This window comes from Halorubrum xinjiangense (assembly GCF_049604745.1).
GTDB lineage: Archaea > Halobacteriota > Halobacteria > Halobacteriales > Haloferacaceae > Halorubrum > Halorubrum xinjiangense_A.
On record NZ_CP187140.1, the window covers coordinates 2,846,468 to 2,869,646 of the forward strand.

The 23,179-nt window shown below is 70.8% G+C and carries 23 protein-coding genes; 11 read left to right on the forward strand and 12 right to left on the reverse strand.

Features of this window, described 5'->3' with window-relative positions:
- Positions 1–414 precede the first annotated feature (414 nt).
- From ACOZ35_RS15480 to ACOZ35_RS15495, 4 genes are all read right to left on the reverse strand, one after another.
- Entirely contained in the window at positions 415–1,257 is an 843-nt protein-coding gene (locus tag ACOZ35_RS15480; protein ID WP_424014397.1) for a class I SAM-dependent methyltransferase, read from the reverse strand.
- 70 nt (positions 1,258–1,327) lie between these two features.
- Positions 1,328–1,816 carry a hypothetical protein gene (locus tag ACOZ35_RS15485; RefSeq protein WP_424014398.1) on the reverse strand — a complete coding sequence of 163 codons (489 nt, stop codon included), beginning with the start codon at positions 1,814–1,816 and terminating at the stop codon, positions 1,328–1,330.
- A 96-nt stretch (positions 1,817–1,912) separates the two neighbouring features.
- A complete protein-coding gene (locus ACOZ35_RS15490) occupies positions 1,913–2,749 on the reverse strand; it encodes a deoxyribonuclease IV (RefSeq protein WP_424014399.1) in 837 nt (278 codons plus the stop codon).
- A 138-nt stretch (positions 2,750–2,887) separates the two neighbouring features.
- Positions 2,888–3,739, reverse strand: a complete 852-nt coding sequence (locus tag ACOZ35_RS15495; RefSeq protein ID WP_424014400.1) for a lipoate--protein ligase family protein — start codon at positions 3,737–3,739, stop codon at positions 2,888–2,890.
- 146 nt (positions 3,740–3,885) lie between these two features.
- On the opposite strand from ACOZ35_RS15495, the gene ACOZ35_RS15500 reads away from it, so the two are divergent.
- The 8 genes from ACOZ35_RS15500 to ACOZ35_RS15535 all read left to right on the forward strand — a co-directional run bounded on the left by ACOZ35_RS15500 (position 3,886) and on the right by ACOZ35_RS15535 (position 11,830).
- Positions 3,886–4,800, forward strand: coding sequence for an RIO1 family regulatory kinase/ATPase (locus ACOZ35_RS15500; RefSeq protein ID WP_424014401.1), 915 nt, complete (start codon positions 3,886–3,888; stop codon positions 4,798–4,800).
- A gap of 236 nt (positions 4,801–5,036) precedes the next feature.
- Positions 5,037–6,296, forward strand: a complete 1,260-nt coding sequence (locus ACOZ35_RS15505; protein WP_424014402.1) for an ABC transporter substrate-binding protein — start codon at positions 5,037–5,039, stop codon at positions 6,294–6,296.
- Positions 6,293–7,297, forward strand: coding sequence for an FAD-dependent oxidoreductase (locus ACOZ35_RS15510; RefSeq protein ID WP_424014403.1), 1,005 nt, complete (start codon positions 6,293–6,295; stop codon positions 7,295–7,297). The genes ACOZ35_RS15505 and ACOZ35_RS15510 overlap by 4 nt, the downstream gene beginning before the upstream one ends.
- Positions 7,294–8,511: a FecCD family ABC transporter permease gene (locus ACOZ35_RS15515; RefSeq protein WP_424014404.1), complete on the forward strand. Its 1,218-nt coding sequence runs from the start codon at positions 7,294–7,296 to the stop codon at positions 8,509–8,511. Before ACOZ35_RS15510 ends, ACOZ35_RS15515 begins: the two co-directional genes overlap by 4 nt.
- Positions 8,512–9,441: an ABC transporter ATP-binding protein gene (locus ACOZ35_RS15520; protein WP_424014405.1), complete on the forward strand. Its 930-nt coding sequence runs from the start codon at positions 8,512–8,514 to the stop codon at positions 9,439–9,441.
- Positions 9,442–9,532: 91 nt separating this feature from the next.
- A complete protein-coding gene (locus ACOZ35_RS15525) occupies positions 9,533–10,777 on the forward strand; it encodes an ABC transporter substrate-binding protein (protein ID WP_424014406.1) in 1,245 nt (414 codons plus the stop codon).
- The gene (locus ACOZ35_RS15530) at positions 10,778–10,954 is read left to right on the forward strand and encodes a hypothetical protein (RefSeq protein ID WP_424014407.1); all 177 of its coding nucleotides are present in this window, start codon (positions 10,778–10,780) and stop codon (positions 10,952–10,954) included. It begins immediately after the preceding gene.
- 117 nt (positions 10,955–11,071) lie between these two features.
- Positions 11,072–11,830 carry an FAD-binding protein gene (locus ACOZ35_RS15535; RefSeq protein ID WP_424014408.1) on the forward strand — a complete coding sequence of 253 codons (759 nt, stop codon included), beginning with the start codon at positions 11,072–11,074 and terminating at the stop codon, positions 11,828–11,830.
- A gap of 32 nt (positions 11,831–11,862) precedes the next feature.
- Here ACOZ35_RS15535 and ACOZ35_RS15540 read toward each other — a convergent pair whose 3' ends face one another.
- Together ACOZ35_RS15540 and ACOZ35_RS15545 are read right to left on the reverse strand one after the other, a co-directional pair.
- A complete protein-coding gene (locus tag ACOZ35_RS15540; protein WP_424014409.1) occupies positions 11,863–12,924 on the reverse strand; it encodes a TrmB family transcriptional regulator in 1,062 nt (353 codons plus the stop codon).
- Positions 12,925–12,988: 64 nt separating this feature from the next.
- Positions 12,989–15,295: an alpha-amylase family glycosyl hydrolase gene (locus tag ACOZ35_RS15545; RefSeq protein ID WP_424014410.1), complete on the reverse strand. Its 2,307-nt coding sequence runs from the start codon at positions 15,293–15,295 to the stop codon at positions 12,989–12,991.
- A 104-nt stretch (positions 15,296–15,399) separates the two neighbouring features.
- Here ACOZ35_RS15545 and ACOZ35_RS15550 point away from each other — a divergent pair, with 104 nt between their 5' ends.
- Positions 15,400–17,493, forward strand: a complete 2,094-nt coding sequence (locus tag ACOZ35_RS15550) for a glucan 1,4-alpha-glucosidase (RefSeq protein ID WP_424014411.1) — start codon at positions 15,400–15,402, stop codon at positions 17,491–17,493.
- A 402-nt stretch (positions 17,494–17,895) separates the two neighbouring features.
- Here ACOZ35_RS15550 and ACOZ35_RS15555 read toward each other — a convergent pair whose 3' ends face one another.
- The 4 genes from ACOZ35_RS15555 to ACOZ35_RS15570 all read right to left on the reverse strand — a co-directional run bounded on the left by ACOZ35_RS15555 (position 17,896) and on the right by ACOZ35_RS15570 (position 20,463).
- Positions 17,896–18,081 carry a DUF7511 domain-containing protein gene (locus ACOZ35_RS15555; protein ID WP_008365898.1) on the reverse strand — a complete coding sequence of 62 codons (186 nt, stop codon included), beginning with the start codon at positions 18,079–18,081 and terminating at the stop codon, positions 17,896–17,898.
- A 97-nt stretch (positions 18,082–18,178) separates the two neighbouring features.
- Positions 18,179–18,997 carry an imidazole glycerol phosphate synthase subunit HisF gene (hisF, locus tag ACOZ35_RS15560; RefSeq protein ID WP_424014412.1) on the reverse strand — a complete coding sequence of 273 codons (819 nt, stop codon included), beginning with the start codon at positions 18,995–18,997 and terminating at the stop codon, positions 18,179–18,181.
- 46 nt (positions 18,998–19,043) lie between these two features.
- Entirely contained in the window at positions 19,044–20,069 is a 1,026-nt protein-coding gene (locus ACOZ35_RS15565; RefSeq protein WP_424014413.1) for a glycosyltransferase family 2 protein, read from the reverse strand.
- Between the two features lie 121 nt (positions 20,070–20,190).
- A complete protein-coding gene (locus tag ACOZ35_RS15570) occupies positions 20,191–20,463 on the reverse strand; it encodes a MarR family transcriptional regulator (protein ID WP_053771729.1) in 273 nt (90 codons plus the stop codon).
- Between the two features lie 151 nt (positions 20,464–20,614).
- On the opposite strand from ACOZ35_RS15570, the gene ACOZ35_RS15575 reads away from it, so the two are divergent.
- Both ACOZ35_RS15575 and ACOZ35_RS15580 read left to right on the forward strand, forming a co-directional pair.
- Positions 20,615–21,007 carry a PPOX class F420-dependent oxidoreductase gene (locus tag ACOZ35_RS15575; RefSeq protein ID WP_424014414.1) on the forward strand — a complete coding sequence of 131 codons (393 nt, stop codon included), beginning with the start codon at positions 20,615–20,617 and terminating at the stop codon, positions 21,005–21,007.
- 100 nt (positions 21,008–21,107) lie between these two features.
- A complete protein-coding gene (locus ACOZ35_RS15580) occupies positions 21,108–21,827 on the forward strand; it encodes a class I SAM-dependent methyltransferase (protein ID WP_424014415.1) in 720 nt (239 codons plus the stop codon).
- 111 nt (positions 21,828–21,938) lie between these two features.
- On the opposite strand, the gene ACOZ35_RS15585 is transcribed toward ACOZ35_RS15580, so the two are convergent.
- Positions 21,939–22,349, reverse strand: coding sequence for a TRAM domain-containing protein (locus tag ACOZ35_RS15585; protein WP_424014416.1), 411 nt, complete (start codon positions 22,347–22,349; stop codon positions 21,939–21,941).
- Between the two features lie 133 nt (positions 22,350–22,482).
- On the reverse strand, positions 22,483–23,130 hold the full coding sequence (locus tag ACOZ35_RS15590; RefSeq protein WP_424014417.1) for a helix-turn-helix domain-containing protein: 648 nt from the start codon (positions 23,128–23,130) through the stop codon (positions 22,483–22,485).
- Positions 23,131–23,179: the final 49 nt, after the last annotated feature.

The window sequence follows — 23,179 nt, forward strand, 5'->3', positions numbered from 1 at the left end:
GCGTGCGAGGGAGTCAGTCGCCGGAGCGAAGCGGAGGCGACTGACGAGGCTGGGGAGGCGTGAGGTGCTGTGCGGTTGGGCGGGACTCAAAGGGGCAGCCGCGAGGGCGAAGGCGCGCGACGTCAAGGACCGCAGGCGCGAACGGAGTGAGCGCCGAGGACCGCAGCGAGCGCACCGAGCCCTCGCGGCTGGGGCTTTGGCGGTGTTCTCCGCGGCAGCGACCACGTATTGTCGAGCGGCTGGGGCTTTGGCGGTGTTCCCCGCGGCAGCGACCACGTATTGTCGAGCGGCTGGGGTTTTGGCGGTGTTCGCCGCAGCGCTGTCATCCATTTATAAACTGTCTCCGACGCTGCCGACGCTACCGCTCGCTATTTATAAACGACCACGCGGACGCTCCGATTCGCTTCCATTATCTCACGCCACTCGTCCGACGGTCACGTCGAAGGGGACGTACTCGACGCGCTCGTACTCGCCCGCCTCCATCTGATCGACCGCTTCACGACCCATCTCGCGCCAGCGCCCGCGGAGGTCGTCGTAGGCGCGCTCCGAGGTCGCCGCCACCAGCTCCTCCCGGTGGTCGGCCAGCCCGGCGCCGGAGGCCTTCCGGGCCGCCGACCGCAGCGCGGCCTCGGCGTACGGCGGCTCGGTCCGCTTCTCGTGGACGTAGCGCCGCGTGCGCACGTCGACCAGCCCGGCCGCGTCGAACGCCTCGCGCACGCGGTCGCCGAGCGCGACGTCGGTGTCCACCCCGTCGACGTACGCCTCGCGGGCCTCGCGCTCCAACCGCTCCTCGGCGTCGACCGTCGAGGCCACCCGCACGTCGGCGTTGTCCGGCTCGACCGCGGCGACGAGGTCCGAAGACACGCGGGCGAGTTCCCGGACCGCCGCGGCCGGGTCCGGGAGGTTGATCAGGAGGGCCTGACAGACCGCGAGGTCGACCGCGTCGTCGCCGGCCGGGAGCCGCGTCGCGTCGCCCGCGAGGTAGTCGATCCGCGCGCCGGCGTCCGCCTCCCGCTCCGCTTCGCGGGCGACCGAGAGGAGTTCTGGGTCGGCGTCGACGCCGATCACGGTGGCGAGGGTTCCGCCCGCTCCCTTCCCCGCCTCCGCGGCCAACACCCTCGTCAGCTCCCCGGTGCCGCAGCCGACGTCGAGGACGCGCTCGCGGCTCGTTAGCTCCAGATCAGCGAGCGCGTCGCGGCCGTCCTCCCACATCCCGCGGCGGGTGTGTTCGAGGTACTCGGCGGAGAAGCGTCGCACGGGCTCGCTTCGTCGCGGGCGAAAATAAACGTCCGGAGATCGGTCGGGGCCCGATTCGCCGTCGGGCCTCTCACTCCTCGTCGGCGTCGGTCCCTTCGTCGCCCTCGCCGCCGTCGCCGCTCCCGAACCCCAGCACGTCGGCGGCGAGGACGGCGGTCACGCCGGCGCAGTAGCCGACGAACGCGCTGGTCACCCCGATCGCGGCGAAGCTCACCGTCACGTCGCCGATCGCCGGGTTCCCGCCGTTGACGCCGGGGACGCCGACGAGCGTCCCGAGGAGGACGAACCCCCCGAGGACGAGCGCTGGCACGACGCCGACGGCCAGGCACGCCGGCCCGCCGCAGCGCGCGTACGCCCCGGCGGCCGCGAGGGGCCCGGGCGCGTAGAACACCAGCAGCGGCAGGAGTCGGTCGGTCAGCGCCGTCGCCGTCGTGGCGCCCGCGGACTCGGCCACGAACGCGGCGACGAGCGCGAGCGTCACGGCGCCGGCGAACCCGACCACCAGCCCGACCGCGCGGTCGCGGCGCTGTCCGAAGAGCAACGCCTTCGTGGTGGGCATATCCGTGGATCGACCACGGGATCACTTAAATCCGCGTCGGACGGACGGCGTCCCCGGAGAAAACAGGAACTTGGCGCCGCCGGGAACAAGCAGGCCTCAGTCCTGACGGAGCTCGCGCACCCGGTCGATGTTCCACGCGAAGCTCTTCCCGTCCTCCGTCGGCGTCTCTAGGGCGAGCGGCACGTCCGTCAGGTCGGGGTGGTTGAGGAACCGCTCCATCCCCGCCTCGCCGATGTACCCTTCGCCGATGTGGGCGTGTTCGTCCTTGTTGGTGCCGCACTCGTGTTTCGAGTCGTTGAGGTGAATGTACTCCAGGTGGTCTAACCCGACCACGTCGTCAAACTCCCCGATCGTCTGGTCGACCGCCTCGGGCGTCGAGAGGTCGTAGCCCGCCGCGAACGCGTGCGCGGTGTCGACGCAGACGTCGATGTCCGTCTCCGTGCGGTCGATGATCCCCGCGAGGTGTTCGAACTCGCCGCCGAGCTTCGTCCCCGCGCCCGCGTCGCTCTCGATCAGGATCGTGACGCCCTCGGGCACGTCGAGGTCGTCGATAACCGACGCGGCGTTGTCGAGGCCGCCCTCGACCCCGGCGCCCGTGTGCGCGCCGAGGTGGACGTTGACGTACGGGATTCCCAGCTTGTCGGCCGCGTCGACCTCCTTTTGCATCGAGTCGAGCGACTTCTCGCGGAGCCCCTCCTTCGGCGTACAGAGGTTCACGAGGTAGGAGGTGTGGATCACCCACGGCCCTTCCATGTCCCGTTCGGTGCCCTCGCGGAAGCGCTCGGCCTCCTCGTCGTCGATGTTCGGGTCCTGCCACACCTGCGGCGAGTGGGTGAATATCTGTCCGCAGTTGCCGCCGACCTCGACCTGATTCGCCACGGCGTTGTCCACGCCGCCGGCGATGGAGACGTGCGCGCCGACCTTGAGACTCATACCGCATACTGGGCGGCGGTCGAAAAAGCCCCTTCGGAACCGGGCGGATCCCCCCAAGACACCCGCCGAAGCCGCCGACGCCGCCGAAGCCGCCGACGCCGCCGAAGCCGCCGACGCCGCCGACGCCGCCGACGCCGCCTACGCCCCGCCGCTTCCGGGTCGCGTCCGGATCCACTCGCCGTCCCGGTACTTCTCCGCGACGAGCTCCTCGGCTCGCTCCAGTTCCGCGTCCGTCCACGACCCGTCCGTCTCCACCGACGCCTCGGGCGCCGCGCTCGCCCAGTCGGAAAGCGCGGCTTCGAAGGCGGCCACCGCATCCGCGCGGTCGACGTCGACCAGCTCCTCCATCCCGACGACGCGCTCGCGAAACCCCTCGGGCGTCACCGGCGGGTCGGCGAAGACCCCGAGGTGCCGCCCCGCGTCGACCGCGAACGTCAACGATCCGTGTTGGATCACTGCCTCCCGCTTGCGATACTGCGCGTTGCCGGCGATCTTCCGGCGGCGATCTTCCTTGGGACCCTTCGCCACCACGTCGTGCGCCGGATGAAGCTCCCGGAGGTAGCATGCGGGATGATACAGCTCCGGCATCGGCTCGTCGACGTAGTCGGCGTCGACCCCGAGACGATCGAACCCGTCGAGGACGGGTTCACAGAGGAGATGGTAGCAGTCGAGCAGTTCGCCCGGCACCGTCTCGGCGGGGACCGCGATCGAGTACGCGATGTCTCCGCGCCCGTCGTGGTATATCCCGCCGCCGCCGGTCTGCCGACGGGTCACGTCGATCCCCTCGCGCTCGCAGAACGCCCAGTCGACCGTCTCTGGGTCCTGGTGACGGCCGAGGGTGAGACAGCTCGGCTCCCAGCGGTACGTCCTGAGCGTCGCGGGGCCGCCCGCCGCGGCGGTCTCGGCGGCGACCTCGTCTAACGCCATCTGCATCGGGCCGGGGCGGGCCTCCTCGCGGATCAGCCGCCAATCGACGGCGGGCGCGGTCATACCGCCCTTTTCGGGCACCCCGCCGAAAGCGGTTGCGCTCGGGCTCGCACCCGGCGCGAACTGGATTTGCTATCGCGGTATACGCTATATCGGCCGCTCCCGCCGAACGCGCGTCCCTTTTAGGATTCGCCGGAGTAGGGGCGCGTATGGTGCGAAACGTCGCCGGCGACATGGCGGAGCTCGACCCCGAGGACTTCTACCTCCTCTCGGGTGTCGAGCAGGGGATGCGCTTCTCGGAGTGGGTCCGCCGCGACAAGATCCCGGAGTACGCGAATCTGACGCGCGAGGAGGTCGACTACCGGATCGACCGGTGTCTCGACCGCGAGCTGATCGAGCGGAAGACGATCCAGTACGAGGGGTACCAGCTCACCTTCGAGGGGTACGACGCCCTGGCCCTCCGGACGTTCGCCGAGCGCGAGACGATCGACGGCGTGGGCTCGCCGCTGGGACTCGGGAAGGAGGGCGACGTGTACGAGGCGCAGTCGTTCCGGCCGCTGGCCTTAAAGTACCACCGCGAGGGGTACACCAACTTCCGCGAAGTGAACCGCGAGCGCGAGTACACCGCCGACCGTGACCACGTCTCATGGCTCTACACCGCGCGCAAGGCGGCCGAACGCGAGTACGAGGCAATGGAGGAGCTGTATCCGGACGTGAGCGTCCCGCGACCGGTCGATCACAACCGGCACGCCATCGTGATGGAGAAGTTCGCGGGCGTCGAGCTCTCGCGCGCGAAACTCGACCCCGAGCAGGCGGTCGGCGTCCTCGATCTGATTCTCCGCGAGCTGGCGACCGCTCACGAGCTGGGCTGGATCCACGCCGACGCCTCCGAACACAACGTCGCGGTCGCCGAGAGCGGCATCACGATCTTCGACTGGCCGCAAGCGGTGTCCGTCGACCACGAGAACGCCCGGGAGTTCCTCGAACGCGACGTCGAGAACCTCATGCGGTACTTCGCTCGGAAATATCCCCACGAGGTGCCCCGAGACGCCGATATTGACGGGATCGCCGCCGCTATCGCCGACGGCTCGTTCGAGAGCGTTCGGACGTTCGACGCCGAATAAATCGTATAGCGCGATACAAAATCTGTTCCCACCGGCGATCCGGGGTTTTGCGCGTTCGGATTCTGTCGCCCTCCGAGCGAGTCTCTATCCGGCGCCACAGCGCCTTATCGCCTCGGCGGCCGTTCCGTCGGTCTTTGTCGCGGGCCGCGCGCTCGGGGAACCGATACCGGGCGCCGAGGATTTAGGGGTGCCTAAGATTCGAAACCGCTTTAAATCTTTAGGGTGGCCTAAACCGTATGGACCCAGACGCGGACCGACTCGTCGGCACGCGACGCGACGCGATCAGGTACGCCGGCGCCGTCACCGGCGCGGGACTGCTCGCCGGGTGTAGCGGAAGGGGGGCGTCGCCGAGCGAGAGCGGATCCGACGGCGGAAACGGTTCGGCGGCCGGCGGTGCCGGTGACTCGTCGGATGCCGACGCGAACGCGGACTCGTACACCGCCACGATGGCGCCGGTCGGCGAGGTCTCTTTCGACGCGGTCCCGGAGGACATCATGGTGTACAGCCTGCTGTACGCCGACCTCGCGGTGGCGCTCGGCCACGGCGACGCGGTCAACTCCCTCGGCTTCGACGCCGACGCGGGCGGGAACACGCTCGACGCCTACTACGCGACCCTCGACGGCGTCTCCTTCGACCGCGAGGGGCTCACGCAGCTCAACACCGGCTCGGGCGGCGGCATCTCCGTCGACCGCGAACTCCTCTACGAGCTCGACTCCGACCTCCACCTCGCGGACCCGGCCCTGTTCGCCTCCTTCGACGGCTGGGACGAGGACGACGTGGCCGAGATCCGGGACAGGGTCGGCCCGTGGTTCGGCAACGTCTACAGCCGCCGACACGCCGAGCCGCCCGAGCCGTACCGCGACGACTACGAGTACTACGCGCTCCCCGAGATCGGCGAGCGCGTCGCCGCCGCGTTCCGCGAGGAGGAGCGGTTCGCCGCGCTCGATGCGGTCCGCAAGGATCTGGTCGAGACGATCCGGAGCGACCTCCCGCCGGAGTCGGAGCGCCCCACGGTCGCGGCGCTCATCTACATGGACGGGACCTACTACCCCTCCCGGACCGACGAGCCGGGGTTCGCGAACGCGCACGTGCGCCCGTTCGACGTGCCCGACGCGTTCGCCGCCGATGAGGTCACCTACGAGACGGCCTACGACCACGAGCAGCTGCTGGAGGTCGACCCCGACGTAATCCTCCACCAGTACGGGATCGCCTCCTACTACGACGTCGGGGCGATCCGCGGGGAGTTGTCCGACCACCCGGTCGCCGGCGACCTCGCCGCGATAGCGAACGACCGCTTCTACCCCTCCGGCGACCCGGTCCAGGGACCGACCATGAACCTGTTCCAGCTGGAGATGACCGCGAAACAGCTGTTCCCCGAGCAGTTCGGCGAGTGGCCGGGCTACGAGCACGGCGACGACTACCCCGAGATCCCCGCCGACGAGCGCCTTTTCGACCGCGAGGAGGTCGCCTCGATCGTCGCCGGAGGACCGGAATGAGCGGCGCCCCCGACCGCGACGTCGTCGTAGTCGGGTGCGGGCCCGCTGGCTGCGCCGCCGCGGTGTTCGCCGCGCGCGACGGCCTCGACGTCGCCGTCTTCGACCGCGGCCGGTCGTCGCTCGCGCGCTGCGCGCACCTGGAGAACTACCCCGGGTTCCCGGCCGGGATCGGCGTCGGGACGCTCTCTGAGGTCATGCGCGAGCAGGCCGAGCGCGCGGGCTGTGCGGTCGTCGAGGACCTCGTCGAGTCCGTCGAGCGCGCCGACGGCGAGTCCGGCGACGTCGGCGATTCCGGCGAGGACCCCGAGGGACCGCGGTTCGTCGTCACCCCGCAGGCGGGCGAGTCGGTCGCCGCCCGCCGGGTGGTCGCGGCGACGCGCTACGGCGGCGAGTACCTCCGTGGGCTCGACGCCGACGACGCGATGTTCGAGATCCACGACCACGGCGGCGAGACGCACGAGGGCTTCGACCGGGAGTACGCCGACCGCGACGGGACGACGCCCGTCGACGGTCTGTACGTCGCGTCCCCGTCGGACGCCGACCGACAGGCCGTCACGGCCGCGGGGCGAGGCGCGCCCGTCGGCAAGCGGGTCGTCGCCGACGCCCGGATCGACGACGGCTGGTGGCCCGCGGCGGCCGAGAGTGTCGACTGGGTCCGCCGCGAGGCCGAACTCGACGGCGAGTGGGCCGACCGCGACCGGTGGGTCGAGTGGTTCGACGCGGAGCACACCGACGGCCCGGTCGACCCCGACTCGGAGCGGTTCGCGCGCGTCCGCGACGCCGCGGTCGACGACGCGCTGTCGGCGTACGTCGACGCCGACGAGGAGGCGGCCCGCGCCGCGGCCGGCCAGCGCGCGCTCGCCGAGCACCTCGACCCCGAAGCGGTCGTCGACGCCCACGGCCCCGACGCGCTGCTCGACGCGATGGACGACGAGGCGGTCGCGGCGTACGCGAGCGACGGAGGGCTGGACGCACCGCAAGCCGACGGAGGAACGCGATGAGCGGCGAGCGACCGGCGACCGACGGGGGATCGGTGACCGGCGGCGAGGGCCGTGCGGTCGGCGGCGAGTCCGCCGCCCGACGACCGGCCGAAGGGGGGCGACTCGGGTGGCTCATCGAGCCGCGGCTGCTGACCGTCGCGGCCGCGAGCCTCCTCCTGGTCGTCGTCGCGGGCCTCGTTCAGGTGAGCTTCGGGGCGTACTCGATGACGGCCGGCCAGGCGTGGCGGGCCGTCCTCGACCCCGCCGTCCTGCTCGACCCGCGGTGGTTCCTCAACTTCCTCCTCGGCGAGGATCTAATGCGGGCAGTCACGGGCTTCCAGGGGGAACTGCCGGAGCTCGCGCGCGAGACGCTCGTCGTCTGGAACATCCGCCTCCCGCGGGTGCTCGTCGCGGTCGTCGTCGGCGCCAACCTCGCGGTCTCTGGGGCCATCTTCCAGGCAGTAACCCGGAACGAGCTCGCGAGCCCGTTCATCCTCGGCGTCTCCTCCGGCGCCGGGCTGACCATCCTGCTCACGCTCGTCGTGTTCGGCGGACTCTCGGCGTTCGTCCCGATCATCGCGGCGCTGGGCGGCTCGGTCGCGTTCCTGATCGTCTACGCCATCGCGTGGAAAAACGGGACGAGCCCGGTGCGGCTCGTGCTCGCGGGCGTCATCGTCGGCACCGTCTTCAACAGCCTCCAGACGGGGCTGTTCTTCTTCGCCGACGACATCGGCGTCGTCCAGTCCGCGATCCAGTGGACGACGGGGTCGCTGACGGGGACCGACTGGGAGCAGGTCCGGATGGCGCTCCCCTGGACGCTCGCGGCGATGGGGCTAGCGCTCGCGGGATCGCGGCAGCTGAACCTCCTCCTGCTCGGCGAGCAGACGGCGAAGTCGCTGGGGATGTCGATCGAGAAGGTGCGGTTCGCGCTCTCCGGCGTTGCCGTGCTGGCGGCGGCCGCCAGCATCGCGGTGGCTGGGATCGTGAGCTTCGTGGGGCTCATCGTCCCGCACGTCGTCCGGAACCTCGTCGGCAGCGACTACAAGCGGGTGATCGTCGGCTGCCTGTTCGTCGGCCCGGCGCTGATGGTCGGCGCTGATGTCGGGGCGCGCCTCGGGATGAGCGTCCTCACCGGCGCGGACGCGCAGATCCCGGTGGGGATCGTCACCGGGCTCGTCGGCGGGCCGTACTTCCTCTACCTCATGCGGCGACAGCAGAACGTGGGTGACCTCTGAATGTCCATCTTCAGCGCGAACGCGACCGAGGCGGCGGAATCGAGCGGCGCGGCCGAACTGAACGGCGCGAGCGAATCGACCGATGGGGACGGGCCGCGCGGCTCGGCCGAACCGACCGAGTCGGACGCGGCAGCCGACGCGAGCGACCTCGACGCTGAGGACCTCGTGTTGGGGTACCCGACGGCGCCGGAGCCGGTGATCGACGGCGAGTCGATCGCGGCCGAGCCGGGCGCGGTGACGGCGCTCGTCGGACCGAACGGCTCCGGGAAGAGCACCCTGCTGAAGGGGCTCGCGAACCAGATCGAGCCCGACGACGGCTCGGTGCTTTTGGACGGGCGCGACGTCCACTCGATGGACACGAAGTCGCTCGCGAAGCAGCTCGGGCTGCTCTCACAGGAGAGCACCTCGCCGGACAGCATCACCGTCGAGGACCTTGTGTACCACGGCCGCTACCCGCACCGCGGGTTCTTCGAGCGGACGACCGCCGAGGACGCCCGCGCGGTCGAGCGCGCGATCGACCTAGCGGGCTGCGGGCACCTGCGCGCCCGCGAGGTCGGCAGCCTCAGCGGCGGGCAAAAGCAGCTGGCGTGGATCGCGATGGTCCTCGCGCAGGACACCGACGTGCTCCTCTTGGACGAGCCGACGACGTTCCTCGATTTGCACCACCAGATGGAGGTGATGGAGATCATCGAGACGCTGCGCGACGAGAGCGAGGTGACCGTCGTCGTCGTCCTCCACGACATCGAGCAGGCAGCGCGACTCGCCGACCGCGTGGTCGCGCTCGCAGACGGCGAGATACGGGCGCGCGGCCCGCCCGAGGAGGTCGTCACCGAGGAGCTGCTCTCCGAGGTGTTCCGCGTCGACGCCGAGGTCGTCGAGACCGAGAACGGTCCGCGAGTGACGCCGCTCCGTGCGCGCCACGAGAAGTAACCGGTCCGGCGCGCGGGGACCGGCAGGTCCGCTTATTTTAGGTATACCTAAAAATCGGAACGGTTAAATTGGTTTAGGCGAGCCTAAAAGTATGCCCAACGGCGACGAGGTCCCGACGGAACCGACCCGCAGAACCTTCGCGAAGTACGGCGGCACGGTCGCGCTCGGCGGTCTCCTCGCCGGCTGTACCGGCGGCGACGCGGAGTCCGATCCGGCCGGCGGCGACGGCGGCGAGAACGAATCGGCGGGCGGCGAGTCGGGCGACTCGGACGGCGACTCGACGGACGACGCCGAGTCCGGGAGCTACACCGCGTCGATCTCGCCGACCGGCGAGGTGACGTTCGAGTCGCCGCCGGAGACGGTGTTCACCCGGCTTACCCACCACGCGGACATGGCGTTCGCGCTGGGGCGGAGCGACGAGATCACCGCGATGCACGCGCCGGACTACTACGACGGCCTCTGGAACCAGTTCGTGGAGCGCCTCCCCGGCGTCTCGCTCGACTGGACAGGGCTCTACTCCTCGTGGCAGCCGGACAAGGAGAAGCTGTACGAGCTGGACAGCGACGTCCACCTCGCGGACCCGGCGTGGATCACGCGACAGGACGCGTGGAGCCGCGAGGACGTCGACGAGATCGCCGAGCGCGTCTCGCCGTGGTTCGGCAACTCCCTCAGCGACCGGCATCAGGATCCGCCTCAGGAGTGGGCCGACGGCTACCAGTACTACGGCCTCTGGGAGCAGTTCGAGATCGTCGCCGAGGCGTTCCGGGAGCGCGAGCGCTACGAGGCGCTCGCGGCGGTCCGCGAGGAGCTCCTCGCGACGATCGAGGAGCGGCTTCCGCCGGAAGCGGAGCGCCCGACCGCGATCATGGTCGCGGCCGCCGACATCGAGGAGATCTACGCGTACACCCTGAGCAACCCCGGGTTCCTCACGGCGCACACGCGTCCGCTCGGGCCGCGAGACGCCTTCGAGGGGAGCATCGAGTCCGGCACGGTCGTCGACTTCGAGACGATACTGGAGGCGGACCCCGACGTCATCCTCTACCTCGGCGGCTTCGAGCCGGGAACCGACATGGCCGGGCGGCGGACCGCCTTCGAGGAGGATCCCGTCGGTTCGGAGGTCACGGCGGTGAAAAACGACCGGATCCACCCGCAGGGCGCCCGGTATCAGGGGCCGATCCTCAACCTCTTCCAGCTGGAGATGACCGCGAAGCAGCTCTACCCCGACGCGTTCGGCGAGTGGCCCCGATACGAGGAGGGCCCGTACCCGGAGATTCCGGCAGACGAGCGGCTGTTCGATCGCCAGCGCGTCGCGGACGTCATCAACGGGGACCTGTAGATGCGCGCCCGCGAGTGGGCCGTCGCCGCGACCTACGGCGACCCGACCGACTACGACGTCCCGGCGCTGCCGACTTGGCGCGTCGAGCGCGGGGAGGCCGGCGAGATCGCGTTCGCGGCGGCCGGCCGAGAGGAGCCGTTCATCGCCGCGGACCGTCCGGTTCGGGTGCGACGGTAACCCGGGATTCCCGACCGATCCCGTCTCCGATCGATCTCCTCCTCGACCCCTCGATTCGATGCGACCGACGCGACCCGAGACCGACGCCCGTATCTCGCCTCGGCCGCATCGACGGGTATGGACTTGAACCGCGACGTCGTCGTCGTCGGCGGCGGGGTCGCCGGCCTCTCGGCGGCCGTCTACACCGCTCGGCAGGGCCTCGGCACGCTCGTCGTCGACCCCGACGGCTCGATCCTCCGGCGGAACGCTCGCTTGGAAAACTTCCCCGGATTCCCGCTCGGCGTCGACGCGCGTCGCCTGCTCGACCTGCTCGGCGAGCAGGCGGAGACCGCCGGCGCGGACCGCCTCGACGCCCGCGTCACGCGGGTCTCGCTCGTCGACGCGGACGGGGAAGCAGACGGGACCGACAACGCCCGCTTCGTCGTCGCGACCGACGGCGACGACCAGATCCGGGCGCGGCACGTCGTCGCCGCGACGAAGAACGAGACCGGCTACCTGGAGGATCTCGACGGCGTCGCGATCGTCGACCGCGGGAAGGCGTACGTCGACGCGGACGAGCGCGGCCGGACCGGCGTCGACGGGCTGTACGCCGCGGGGGGGCTCGCGCGCAAACCCCATCAGGCGGCAGTGTGCGCGGGTCACGGCGCCGAGGTCGCGGTGACGCTGCTGGAGGAGTCCGACGAGCCGTTCTACCACGACTGGGTCGCGCCCGAGGGGTACTTCACCGACCGCGACCGCGAGGTGCCGCCCGGCTGCGAGGAGATCGACGCCGCGGAGCGCAAAGAGCGCGAGGCGGCCGCGCTCGACGCGACCCGCGACCGGTTCGCGGAGCCCCACCCGGACCCGCAGGAGACGCACCCGAGCTTGGAGGAGTGACGGGCACCCGCGGCGATCGGTGAGTCCCGTCTCTACTCCGCGTCGGACTCGATCCGGACGAGGTCGGCCTCGACGTCCTCGACGAACGCGCCCTGGCCCCCGACGGTGACGTCGCCGTCGTCGGTCTCGACGACGAGCGAATGCTCGACCGGGAACTCGTTGTTCGTCGGCTCCACCATCCCTTGTTTCGTTTCGACGACGCGGCCGACGACCTCGGCCGGCTCGTCGTCGTCGGTCCACCGGCCGCCGACGGTCACGCGCGGCGGGTCGCCGGCGCGGAGTCGCAGCGTCGCCTGGAGGACGGTGTGCCTGAAGTCGGTGTATTCGGCCGGGAGCGGCGCCGGGTCGGCGACGGCGAGCTCGGTCGCGGCGGGCCAGTAGTTCCCGAGGAAGGAGCCGACGATCACCGGCGCGAGCTGCTCCTGTGCGAAGGCGATCGCCTGTCGGTCCGTCGTCGACCGTCGGAGGAGCTCGGGCGGGGAGACGACGCCGGCCGCCGAGTCGACGGTGAGCAGCGTCGGCATCGCCTCCCTCCAGGTCCGGACGACGTTCGCGACGCCCGCCAGCCCGGGGTCGTCCGCGTCGAGGTCCGCGGCCGCGTCGGAGACGACGAGGAGGACTAAGACGCCGCGGTCGACCGCGTCGACCAGCGCCTCCTTCACCTCCGGGAGCTGCTTTGCGGTGATAGACAGCGCCACCTCGCTTTCGGCGTCGGCGAGCAGCGAGCGGATCCGCTTGATGACGGTGGCCCGCGACTTGATCACCTCGAACTGCTCGGCCTGGCGCTCCACGCGGGAGTACCGCTCCGCCAGCCCGGGCCGCATCGCGTCCACGTCAGACCGGAGCCGGTCTATCACCTCGTCCGGCGGGTTCGCGCGGATTGTCGTCGGCACGACGTGGTCGTTCACCTCGACGAAGCCACGCTCCGCCAGCGACTCGCTCACGCTGTAGACGTACCGCTTCGAGACGCCCGCCGCGTCGGCGACGGTGCTCGCCTTCGCCTCGCCGTGTTCCAGCAGACTGAGATAGGTGTCGACCTCCTTGTCCGAGAGCCCGAATCGACGGAGGAGGTCGGTCAGCGTCCGGTCGTCCATACGCACGCCTCTTCCGAGCGGCACTTATAAGGGTCGGTCCGGGGCGTCCGAGCGGGACCGACGGTCAGCGGAGGACCGCGACCGCGTCGACCTCGATTCGGGTCTCGCCGTCCCTCGCGCCGCCGCGGTCGCCGTCACCCGTGTCGCGGTCGCCCGCGAACAGGTCGGTCTCGACCGCGTCGGGCACGGCGACGGTCGCCGGCGCCTCGGCGAAGTTGACGACGACGAGGAGCGGATCGTGCTCGGCGTCGCCGCCATCTGCCGCCCCGTCCGCCGGCGGCGTCCGCTCGTAGGCGACCACGCGATCGGCGTCGCCCTCGACGACGCGGGCGGCGGCCGCGCGGCCGTCGAACCGCACACCACCGTCGTGGAGGAGCGGTTCGGCCTCACGCAGCGCGGCCAGTTTTCGGTGGAACTCGGTGAGGTCGTTGTCGCCGTCGTGCCACCGGATCGGACCGCGGTACGTCTCGTTGCCCCGCTCTTGGCCGGCGTAGATCATCGGCGCGCCCGGCAGCGTGAACGTCACGGCCGCGGCCGCGCGGAGCGCGTCTCGACCGTACTCGGCGAGATAGCGGTCCTCGTCGTGGTTTTCGACGTAGCGCATCTGTGCGGTCTGGTCGTCGAAGCCGAGCCACTCGCCGCGCGCGAGCGCGGTCTCGACCGCGCCGGCCGGCTCCTCGCCTGCGCCGATCGCACGGAGCATCTCGTACAGGGAGGTGTCGTAGTGGCGGTGGAACTCGCCCTCACCGTAGAAAGGGTCGTGCGGGAGTGTCTCGTCGAGGAGGAGGCAGTCGTCGGGAACGCGGTCGGCGACTTCCTTCCAGAAGCCGTGCGGGACGCCCCACGCCACGTCGGCGCGGAAGCCGTCGACGACGCCGGCCCACTCGTCGACCACGTCGAGCAGCCACTCGCGGACCACCGGGCTGTCGTAGTTGAGGTTCGGGATGCGGCCCCACTCGAAGTAGTAGTCGGGCGCCGCGCCCGCGTCGAGTTCGGCCCAGTCGATCCCGGTCACGTCGGCGCTCGCGTCGGTGCGCCGGTAGTGGTCGGCGTACGCGTCGACGCCGGCCGAGTGGAGCTGGAAGGCGGGGTGGTCGCGGGAGGTGTGGTTGATCACCAGATCGAAGACGACGCGGATGCCGACCTCGTGGCAGGCGTCGACGAGCGACTCGAACGCCTCGCGCGAGCCGAGGTCGTCGGCGGTGTCGTAGTAGTCGGTGACGTGGTAGCCGTGGTCCGTCGGCGAGGCGAGGACGGGCGTGAGCCAGAGCGCGTCGACGCCGAGGTGCTCCAGGTACTCGACCCGGCGCTCGATCTCCCGGAACGTCGTCGGCAGCGTGTCGCCCGCGAACGACCGCACGAAGACCTCGTAGATCGTCGGCGACTCGGCCCAGTCGGGCGTGGGGTTCGGGTCGCTCATTTCGATCGATCCGCTGTCGCCGCCCTCCGGCGCCTCGATCCGCACCGTCTCTGCGGCGCCGTACCGCTCGCCGTGCGGGACCGCGTGGATCCGGACCGAGTCCGGAAGCTCGCCGAAGGGAACCGTGAGCGTCCGCCCGTCCGCGCGCGACTCGACCGCCGCGACCGTCTCCGGGTTGGCGTCGCGGTCGTCGACGAGGAAGGTCGCGTCGAGCGCGTCCGGGTTGCCGCCGCGCTCGACGTCGTCGACCGCGGGCGCGGGCTCGACCGTGGCCGTCAGGCGGAGCCGGTCGGGCTCCTCGGAACTGTCGCCATCGACGACCGTCGCGTCGAGCGAGAGCCGAGGGCGCCCGGGGCCCGGGACCTCGCACTCCCCGTGGAACGCCGCCGAGCGGTCGCCGTCGGGGACGAAGCCGAAGCCGTGGCTCCCCGGCGGGACGCGCACCGACGCGACCCACTCGTCGCCGTCGCGCTCGGCGCGGTCGAGCGCGAGCCGGTTCTCGTTGAGGGGCCACAGGAGGGAGACGCGATCGACCTCAGTCTCATCGCTGGTGTGATCGTCGCCGGCGAGCTCCTCGACCGGCACGCGGATCTCCGTCTCGCGGCGCTCGTCGGGGAAGACGCGCACGCGCTGGCGGTGGGTCCCGTCCGGCGCGTTGAGCGTGAGGATGTAGGTTCCGGGGGCGTCCGGGTCGAGGTGGACGACCGGGTCGTCGTCGCGGCCCGTCTCGCCCGCGCGCAGCACCGCGGCCGAGCCGTCCGAACCGACCATGGTCGCCGAACTCGGCGGGCCGGTCGCGTTCGGGTCCGGACTGTCTCCGGGGGAGAGGTCGCTGTCGGCGGGCGCGTCGCGGACGGTCCACCGGTAGGTCCCGTCGGGGTCGGGAGAGCGCGGCGCAAGCTCGACGGGCTCGCCGACGCTCGTCGTTCGCGGGGGTCCGGGTTCGTACACGCTCCGCCTCTCGTCGCGCCGCGGTTTGAGGGTTTCCGTTCGCTAAACGATTGAACAATAATTACACCAAAGCTTCATACCGAACGGCGGCGTGTGTTCGCGTAATGCAGCTTCGCGACGCGCTCGACGACTACAAGCGCCACGCCGGCGACGGGACGCGCTTCCCCGGCGAGCGGCGCACCGTCTCCGGCCGGTTTTCGGGCGGCGACGGACGGCTCGTCCACGTCGGCGACGACGGCGAACTCCGCGACTTCGGCTACCCGCTCACCGGCCGGACCGGGCTCGTCCGGTCCCGGATCGGCCTCGCCGTCGGCGACGAGGTGGCGTGGCTCGACGAGGCCGACACGACCCAGCGGTACGTCGGCGACACCGCGTTAGTCGAGACAGTCCACGAGACCGCGCGCGCGACGGTGACCCGCCACGACGTCACGCTCGGCGACGCGCACGTTACCCGGGCGTCGGTGGAGTTCGCCGAGGACATTGACTCCGCGGACGCCTCGCTCGTCGTCTACGCCCGCTTCGCGCCCGACGGCCGCGACGACCGCGTGGGGCAGCTCCGGTTCGACGACGCCGTCGAGGTGTATCACGCCGACGAGCACGACTTCCTCGCGAGCGCGACCGGCTTCGCGGACCTCCGCGGCCAGCTCCCCGCGACGTTCCCCGAACTGCTCGACGACGACCCGACCGACCTCCCGCGCGACCGCGACGGGGACCGCTACGAAGAGGAGCGTCTCTCGGGAGAAGTTATCGCCGACGTGCCCTTCTCGGACGGGGTCGCGACCGTCGCCACGCTCCTGACGGACGGGGCGGAGACCGACCGCGAGGCGGCCCGCGACCGGCTCGACGCGCTCTTTGCCGACCTTGACGGCGTCGACGCGCTCGCGGACGCGGCCGCCGACGCCCTCCCGTCGGTGCCCGAGTCGGCGCCCGCCCGCGAGTCCGTCGTCGCGGACCTGCGCGTTCTCTCGCTGCTCTCCGCGCCGTCGGGGCTCCGGATCGCGGGGCCGGACTTCGACCCCTACTACGAGCACTCCGGCGGCTACGGCTACACGTGGTTCCGCGACGACGCGGAGATCTCCGGGTTCCTGCTCGGCGCCGCGGACGCGGTCGGCGTCGACCTCGACGACTGGCACGCCCGCTCCGCGCGGATGTACGTCGCCACGCAGCGCCCCGACGGCTCCTGGCCTCACCGGGTGTGGCCGCGCGACGGCGCGCTCGCGCCCGGCTGGGCGAACGCCCGCATCGAGGACGGGCCAGACGTCGACTACCAAGCCGACCAGACCGGCAGCGTCGTCGCGTACCTCGCGCGGGCCCGCGCGGCGGGGGTCGACGTCGAGGGGCTCGACCGGACGCTCGTCGCGGCGCTCGCGGGCCTCGACCGGACGCTCGAACCGGACGGCCGCCCGGTCGTCTGTCAGAACGCGTGGGAGGACGCCGCCGGCCGGTTCGCCCACACCGCCGCGACGTTCTTGGAGGCGTACAGCGAACTCGGCCGCCACGGCGAGGGGCTCGCCGTCGACGCGCTGGACGACCCCGACGCGGTGCCCGGCGCCGACTCGCTTCCCGAGGACCTCGCCGCGCACGCCCGCGACCGGGCCCGCGAGGTGTACGACGCGCTCGACGACCTGTGGGTGCCGGAACGCGGCTGCTACGCGGTGCGCGAGACGCTCGACGGCGGGATCGACGACCGGCTCGACTCCGCGACGCTGGCGCTCGCGGCCGCGCACCGCTCGTTCGACGCGGTCGGCGCGGTCGACGACGAGCGCCTTGACCGGCTGGTCTCGCACGTGGAGACGGTCGTCGACGGGCTCCACCACGAGACCGACGACATCACCGGGCTGATCCGCTATGAGGGGGACGGCTGGCGACGGGCGGACCAGCTCTCGGAGAAGGTGTGGACTGTCTCGACCGCGTGGGGCGCGAACGCCTGCGCGGAGCTCGCGGCCCTGCTCGCGGCGCACGACGACCCGCGCGCCGCCGAGATGACGGCCCGTGCCCGCGACCTGCTGGCCCACGTGTCGCCCGGCGGCACGCTCTGTGAACCGACCACGTACCTCCCGGAGCAGTTCTTCGACGACGGGACGCCAGACAGCGCGACCCCGCTCGGCTGGCCGCACGCGATCCGACTGGCGACGGTCGCCCTCCTCGACGACGAGCTGCCCCAGTTCGCCGACCGAGCGGCCGCGGACGACGACTGACCGGATCTCTGCGACTATTTATAAATGATCAACTGCGGTCGGCGCGTGCCTGCGAGGCCGCCTCGCGGCCGAGCAGCACGCGCGAGGGACGCCGCGAACGCCCGCAGGGCGTGAGCGGCGAGGTTGGGGAGGCGTGAGGCTGCGGAGCTGTGTGGGGCGGGACTCAAAGGGGCAGTCGCGAGAGCGGCGTAGGCGACGTAAGCACCGCAACGAAGGAGCGTAAGCGACTGAGTGAGGAGCGCAGCGAGCGTACGCCGCTCTCGCGACTGGGGCTTTGGAGGTGTTCGCCGCCGATTTACCGTCTGCTATTTATAAGCGATCAACCGGAGTTTCGGAGGTGGTTGCTGCCGCTCCGCTCACAACGATTTATAAATAACCGCCAAAACAGCGACAGAACTCCTCCTATCGCCACTCGTCGCGGGAGACACAGTCGGATTCGCGGACCGTGATCCACCGGGTGGTCCGCTCGTCCGGGTCGACGTCCCGCTCGAAGAACGTCACCTCGCCGCCGTCGTCGCCGTCGGTCCGTTTACAGACGAGCGCCGGCGACCCGTCGCGAACACGCGCGGATGACGTGGACGTGGACATACGTCACGCTTCGCACCCGATCGGATAATAACTGTTGGTTTCGGACGCGGAAAAATACACACTACAGCGGTAGTTAACGCTAACCGGCACGCCGCGCTCAGCGCCGCACCGGCACGCCGCGCTCGTCGAGGTACGCCTTCGTCTCTTCGATGGAGTAGTCGCCGAAGTGGAAGATAGAGGCCGCGAGGCCGGCGTCCGCGTTCGCCTCGGTGAACACGTCGTACATGTCCTCGGGGCCGCCGCAGCCGGAGGAGGCGATGAGCGGCGTCGACACCGCCTCGCCGACCGCCTTCATCAGCGGGATGTCGTAGCCGTCCTTCGTCCCGTCCTTGTCGATGGAGTTGACGAACAGCTCGCCCGCGCCGCGCTCCTCGGCCTCCTTCGCCCACGAGACGGCGTCGATGCCGGTGCCCTCGCGGCCGCCCTTCTTCGTGCACTCGAACCACACCGTCTCGCCGTCCTCGTCCTCGTAGAAGTGCTCCCCCTCGTCGTCGTACCGGCGGCGCGCGTCGACCGAGATGACGATGCACTGGCTGCCGAACGCGGCCGCGCCCTCCTCGATGAGCTCGGGGCGCTCTAAGGCGCCGGTCGTGATCGACACCTTGTCCGCGCCGGCACGGAGCGTCTCCTTGATGTCGGCCTTCGTCCGGATGCCGCCGCCGACCGTCAGCGGGATGAAACACTCGTCGGCGACCGCGTTCACCACGTCGAGCATCGTCTCGCGGCCGTTGGCGCTGGCGGTGATGTCGAGGAAGACGAACTCGTCGGCGCCCGCCTCGTTGTACTTCTTCGCCAGCTCGACGGGGTCGCCGGTGTACTCCAAGTTCTCGAAGTTGACGCCGGTGTACACCGCGGCGTCGCCGTCATCGTCGAGGTCGACGTCGATACAGGGGATGATGCGCTTCGTGAGTCCCATTCGTTGCCGGAGCGTAGGCCGCGCCCTCGGTTAAAAGGCCCGGGGCTCACTCGGGGTCGTCGGTCGCGCCGTCGACTTCGGTCGGTTTGCCGTCATCCGCATCGGCTCGCCGGTCGTACTTCGCGACGGCGCGGTCCGCGCGCGTCGAGATGCCGTTCGGGTTCCGGGCGGGGCTCCGGTCGCGGCGCCGCGCGACGAACCCGTCGGAGCTCCCGCCGGTGAGCCCCACCAGCACGTCGCGGCCCGTCGCGGCCCAGCGCGTCGGCGTCGACTCGCCGCTGATCACGTCTTTCGCCGCGCCGAGCGCGTCCCCGACCGCGTGCGACCCCGTCCGGAGGAGGACGGTCGGCCGCACGCCGTAGTTCTTCAGCAGCCGGTAGGCGAGCCCCCGGTACTTCCAGCCCCACTCGTGGGCGCTGCGCCCGCCGTCCGCGGCGGTCGGGGTCGGGAGCTCCTTCCGCGCGGCCATCGCCGGCCGCCACGCCACCTCGCGGTCCATGCGCGCGAGCCGGTGGGCCGCGTCGCGCGCGCCGCCGACCCGGAGGTACTCGTCGAAGCCGTCGAGATCGCGGAGGGCGTCCCGCCGGAACGCGACGTTCCCGCTCTGGAAGTAGGTGACGTCTCTGCCCGCGATCCGATTGCGCTCCGGTTCGGTCGGATCGCGGTCCGCATCGGTCTCCTTCAGTTCCACCAAATCGCTCTCCTCTTTCTCGTCCGCCTCGCTCGGCGGGATCGGCGTCACCGGTCCCGAGACCACGGGGGCCGCGTCGAGGCCGTCGGCGACCGCGTCGCGCCACCCCGGCTCGATCCGGTTGTCGTAGTCGACGAGCGCGACCGCGTCGCCCGTCGCCACCTCGATGCCGGCGTTGCGGGCGACGTTGACGGTGCGGTCGGAGATTTCGACCAGCACGTCGACGTCGTCGCGGTCGCGAACCATGCCGGTCGTGCCGTCGGCCGAGGGCCCGTTGACCACGATCACCTCGGCGTCCGGCGCGGTGGCCGCCAGCGCGTCGAGGCAGGCGGCCAACCGGTCCCGACCGTTGAGCGTCGGGACGACGACCGAGAGGTCCATACGAGCCGCTATCGGGGCGAGGAGGTAAAAAGGAATGCGTGTGCGTTCGCCCGGCCCGAACCGACGCCGCGTCGACCGCGGCCGGGAGCGGCGGTGCCGGCGACGGCGGTGCCGGTGCCGTTCAGATCGTCAGGTAGTACACCTGCTTGCGCGCGTCCTTGAAGCTGTACCGCGAGTCGACGAGGCCCTCCTCCTCGAGGCGGTTGAGCGCGTAGCGGACGGTGCGGTCGGGCAGCAGCGACTCCTCGGCGAGGCCGCCCTGCGAGAGGGGGGCGTCCCCCTCCAGTACCTTCGCGACGAGCTTCGCGCTCGGGGGCAGCTCGCGTAGGCGGTCGCGGTACTCGGACTCCGACAGGCGGTCTTGATCAGCGGTCTCCGCGGGACTGGTACTCATGTCTCACACGAATCCCGTGGGTAGTGGTAAAGGTTGGCTACATATAGGGGAATCTGCCTGTGATAATATAATGTGTTAATATCACTCCTCGTCCGGCTATCATAGACGATCTATCAGGCAGGTTTTCCGGCGGCGGCCCCTACTCGTCCCCGTGATACCCGAGTCCCACGTCGACATCCTCGAAGCCGAGTCGTACGCGCACTTCGCGACCGTCGGACCCGACGGGCTCCCCCACGTCACCCCGGTGTGGGTCGACCACGAGGACCGCGAGTACGTCCTCGTGAACACCGCCCGCGGCCGACGCAAGGAGCGGAACGTCCGGAACAACCCGAAGGTCGGCGTCAGCGTGCTCGACCCCGACGACCCGTACCGGTACGTCTCCGTCCGCGGCGAGGCGGAGCTGACGGAGGAAGGCGCGCACGAACACATCGACGAGCTCGCCCGCCGCTACTTCGGCGTCGACGAGTATCCGCACCACGACGAGGAGGAGGGCGCGCGCGTGATCGTCAAGATTCCGGCCGAGAACGTGGCCACGAGCGGGTAGCTTCGGCGGCTGTCGGGATGTCGTCCGCCCGACCGCGTTGGGGCCGCCGCCGAACCGCATCCAGTACGGTTTTGTCGGTCCGGCCTCCATCACGGACAACGTGAAGGGACAGGACTGGTACCAGGCCGACGAGGTCGCCGAGGAGTACGACGACGTCCGCTTCTCCGGCGGCGGACAGCTCATCGACCGCCGGGAGAAGGAGGCCGTCCTCGCCGCGCTCGGCCCGATCGATCCGGGCCACCGCGTGCTGGAGGTCGCCTGCGGCACCGGCCGGTTCACGACGATGCTCGCCGACCAGGGCGCGGACGTCGTCGGGCTCGACGTCTCCCGCGAGATGCTCGAACAGGCCCGCGAGAAGGTCGCCGCCGCCGGGCACGCCGACACGGTCGAGTTCCTCCGCGGCGACGCCTCGCGGCTCCCGTTCCCGGACGACCACTTCGACACGGTCGTCGCGATGCGATTCTTCCACCTGATGGACGACCCGGTCCCGTTCGCGAAGGAGCTCCGCCGGGTGAGCCGAGATCAGGTGTTCTTCGACACGTTCAACGGCCGCAGCCTGCGGACGCTGTACACCTGGCTGCTCCCGATGGGCTCGCGGCTCTACTCGGAGCGACAGGTCGCCGCCATGCTCGGCGAGGCGGGGCTCACGCTCGCGAACGAGGAGCACGACTTTGTGTTGCCGTACGGCTTCTACCGCGAGCTTCCGGGCGCCGTCGCGAAGCCGTTCCGGGCCCTCGACGAGCTCGCGGGCGACACGATTCCCGGCGACTACGTCGCCTCCGTGTCGTACTGGGACGCTCGGGTGTCGGACGAGGAGTGAGCGGCGCAACGCGCCGCAGGAGAATGAGCGACGCGACGCGTCGCAGGAAAGTGAGCGGCGCGACGGAGCCGACGCGTCCTGTCCCGCCGCTAACAGAACGACCGTAGCCGCTCAGCCCGCCTCTTCGACGACTTCGCCGACGGCGAAGTTGGACTTCACTTCGGTCACTTCGATCTTCACGCGCTCGCCGACCTCGGTGTCGGGGACGATGATCACGTACCCGCGCTCGACGCGGGCGATCCCGTCGCCCTGTTTGCCGAGGTCCTCGATCTCGACGTACCGCATCTCGCCCGGTTCGACCGGGGGCTGCGGGCCGTCGTCGCTCCGCGAGGGGGAGGCGTCGGCGTCGTCCGCCGACGCCGCGGTCCCGTCGCGGGCGACGAGCGCGACGCGGTACGTCTCGCCCGGCTCCAGCGATCCGGCGTCGATCTCTCGGTTAGGCACGTCGACGACGTACTCGCCGTCGTCGGTCTCGCGAACTTCCGCGCTGAACAGACAGAGGAGCTTCTCGGAGATTTCCATAGTAGACTCCACCGGAACCTGATCGCGAGCCAGTATAGTTGTACCGCCGACACAGTCAGGCTTCGCGCCGATCCGAGCCCCGGCCGGCCGCCGGATCCCCGCCGCCGGTCGCCTCGTCGCGGCAACTCCCCGGTTACCCCAAGAACGCGTCGACCAGCGCCGCCTCGGCCTTGCGGAGGTGCGCGCCTGCGGTCGACGACGAGCAGCCGATCGCCGCCGCCACGTCGTCCACCGACCCGGTCCGCGGGACCTCGTAGTAGCCGACGCGGTGCGCGGCTCGCAGCGCCTCCCGCTGGCGTTCCGTGAGCCGGACGCCGGCCGGCTGCCGACCGCCCCCGTACGACCCGATGCGGTCGACTTCGACGGCTATCGGGTCCGGCACCGCGTCGAGCGCGTCGCGAAGCTGGTCCGGCGGCCCGATCAGTCCGAACGACAGCCGACCCCCCGGGCGAAACACGACGGGCGGGACCGAGAGGAACTCCGTGTCGACGAACGCGTCGAGAAACGTCTCGGTCGGTCCGCCCAACCGCTCGTACGCCTTGAGGTAGAACGGCGCCTCCCCCGGGGCGGTCTCGAATCGCTCGATTGCGTCGACCTCCCGCAGTCGTTCGAGGTACGGCTCGCGGGGGGCCGCGACCCGGAACAGCGTCGCGAGCGTCCCGTCGGGCAGCCGCCGCCACGTCACCAGCTCGCTCCGCCGGTCGTCGCCGCCGTCGAGGAAGTCGTGCATCGGGTGCCGGATCGGCGGCGGGAACTCGAACTCGACGTGGACGTAACGCATGGGTCTCACACGCGGTGCCGCACACTTTAATTTAAAATACACGGACGAG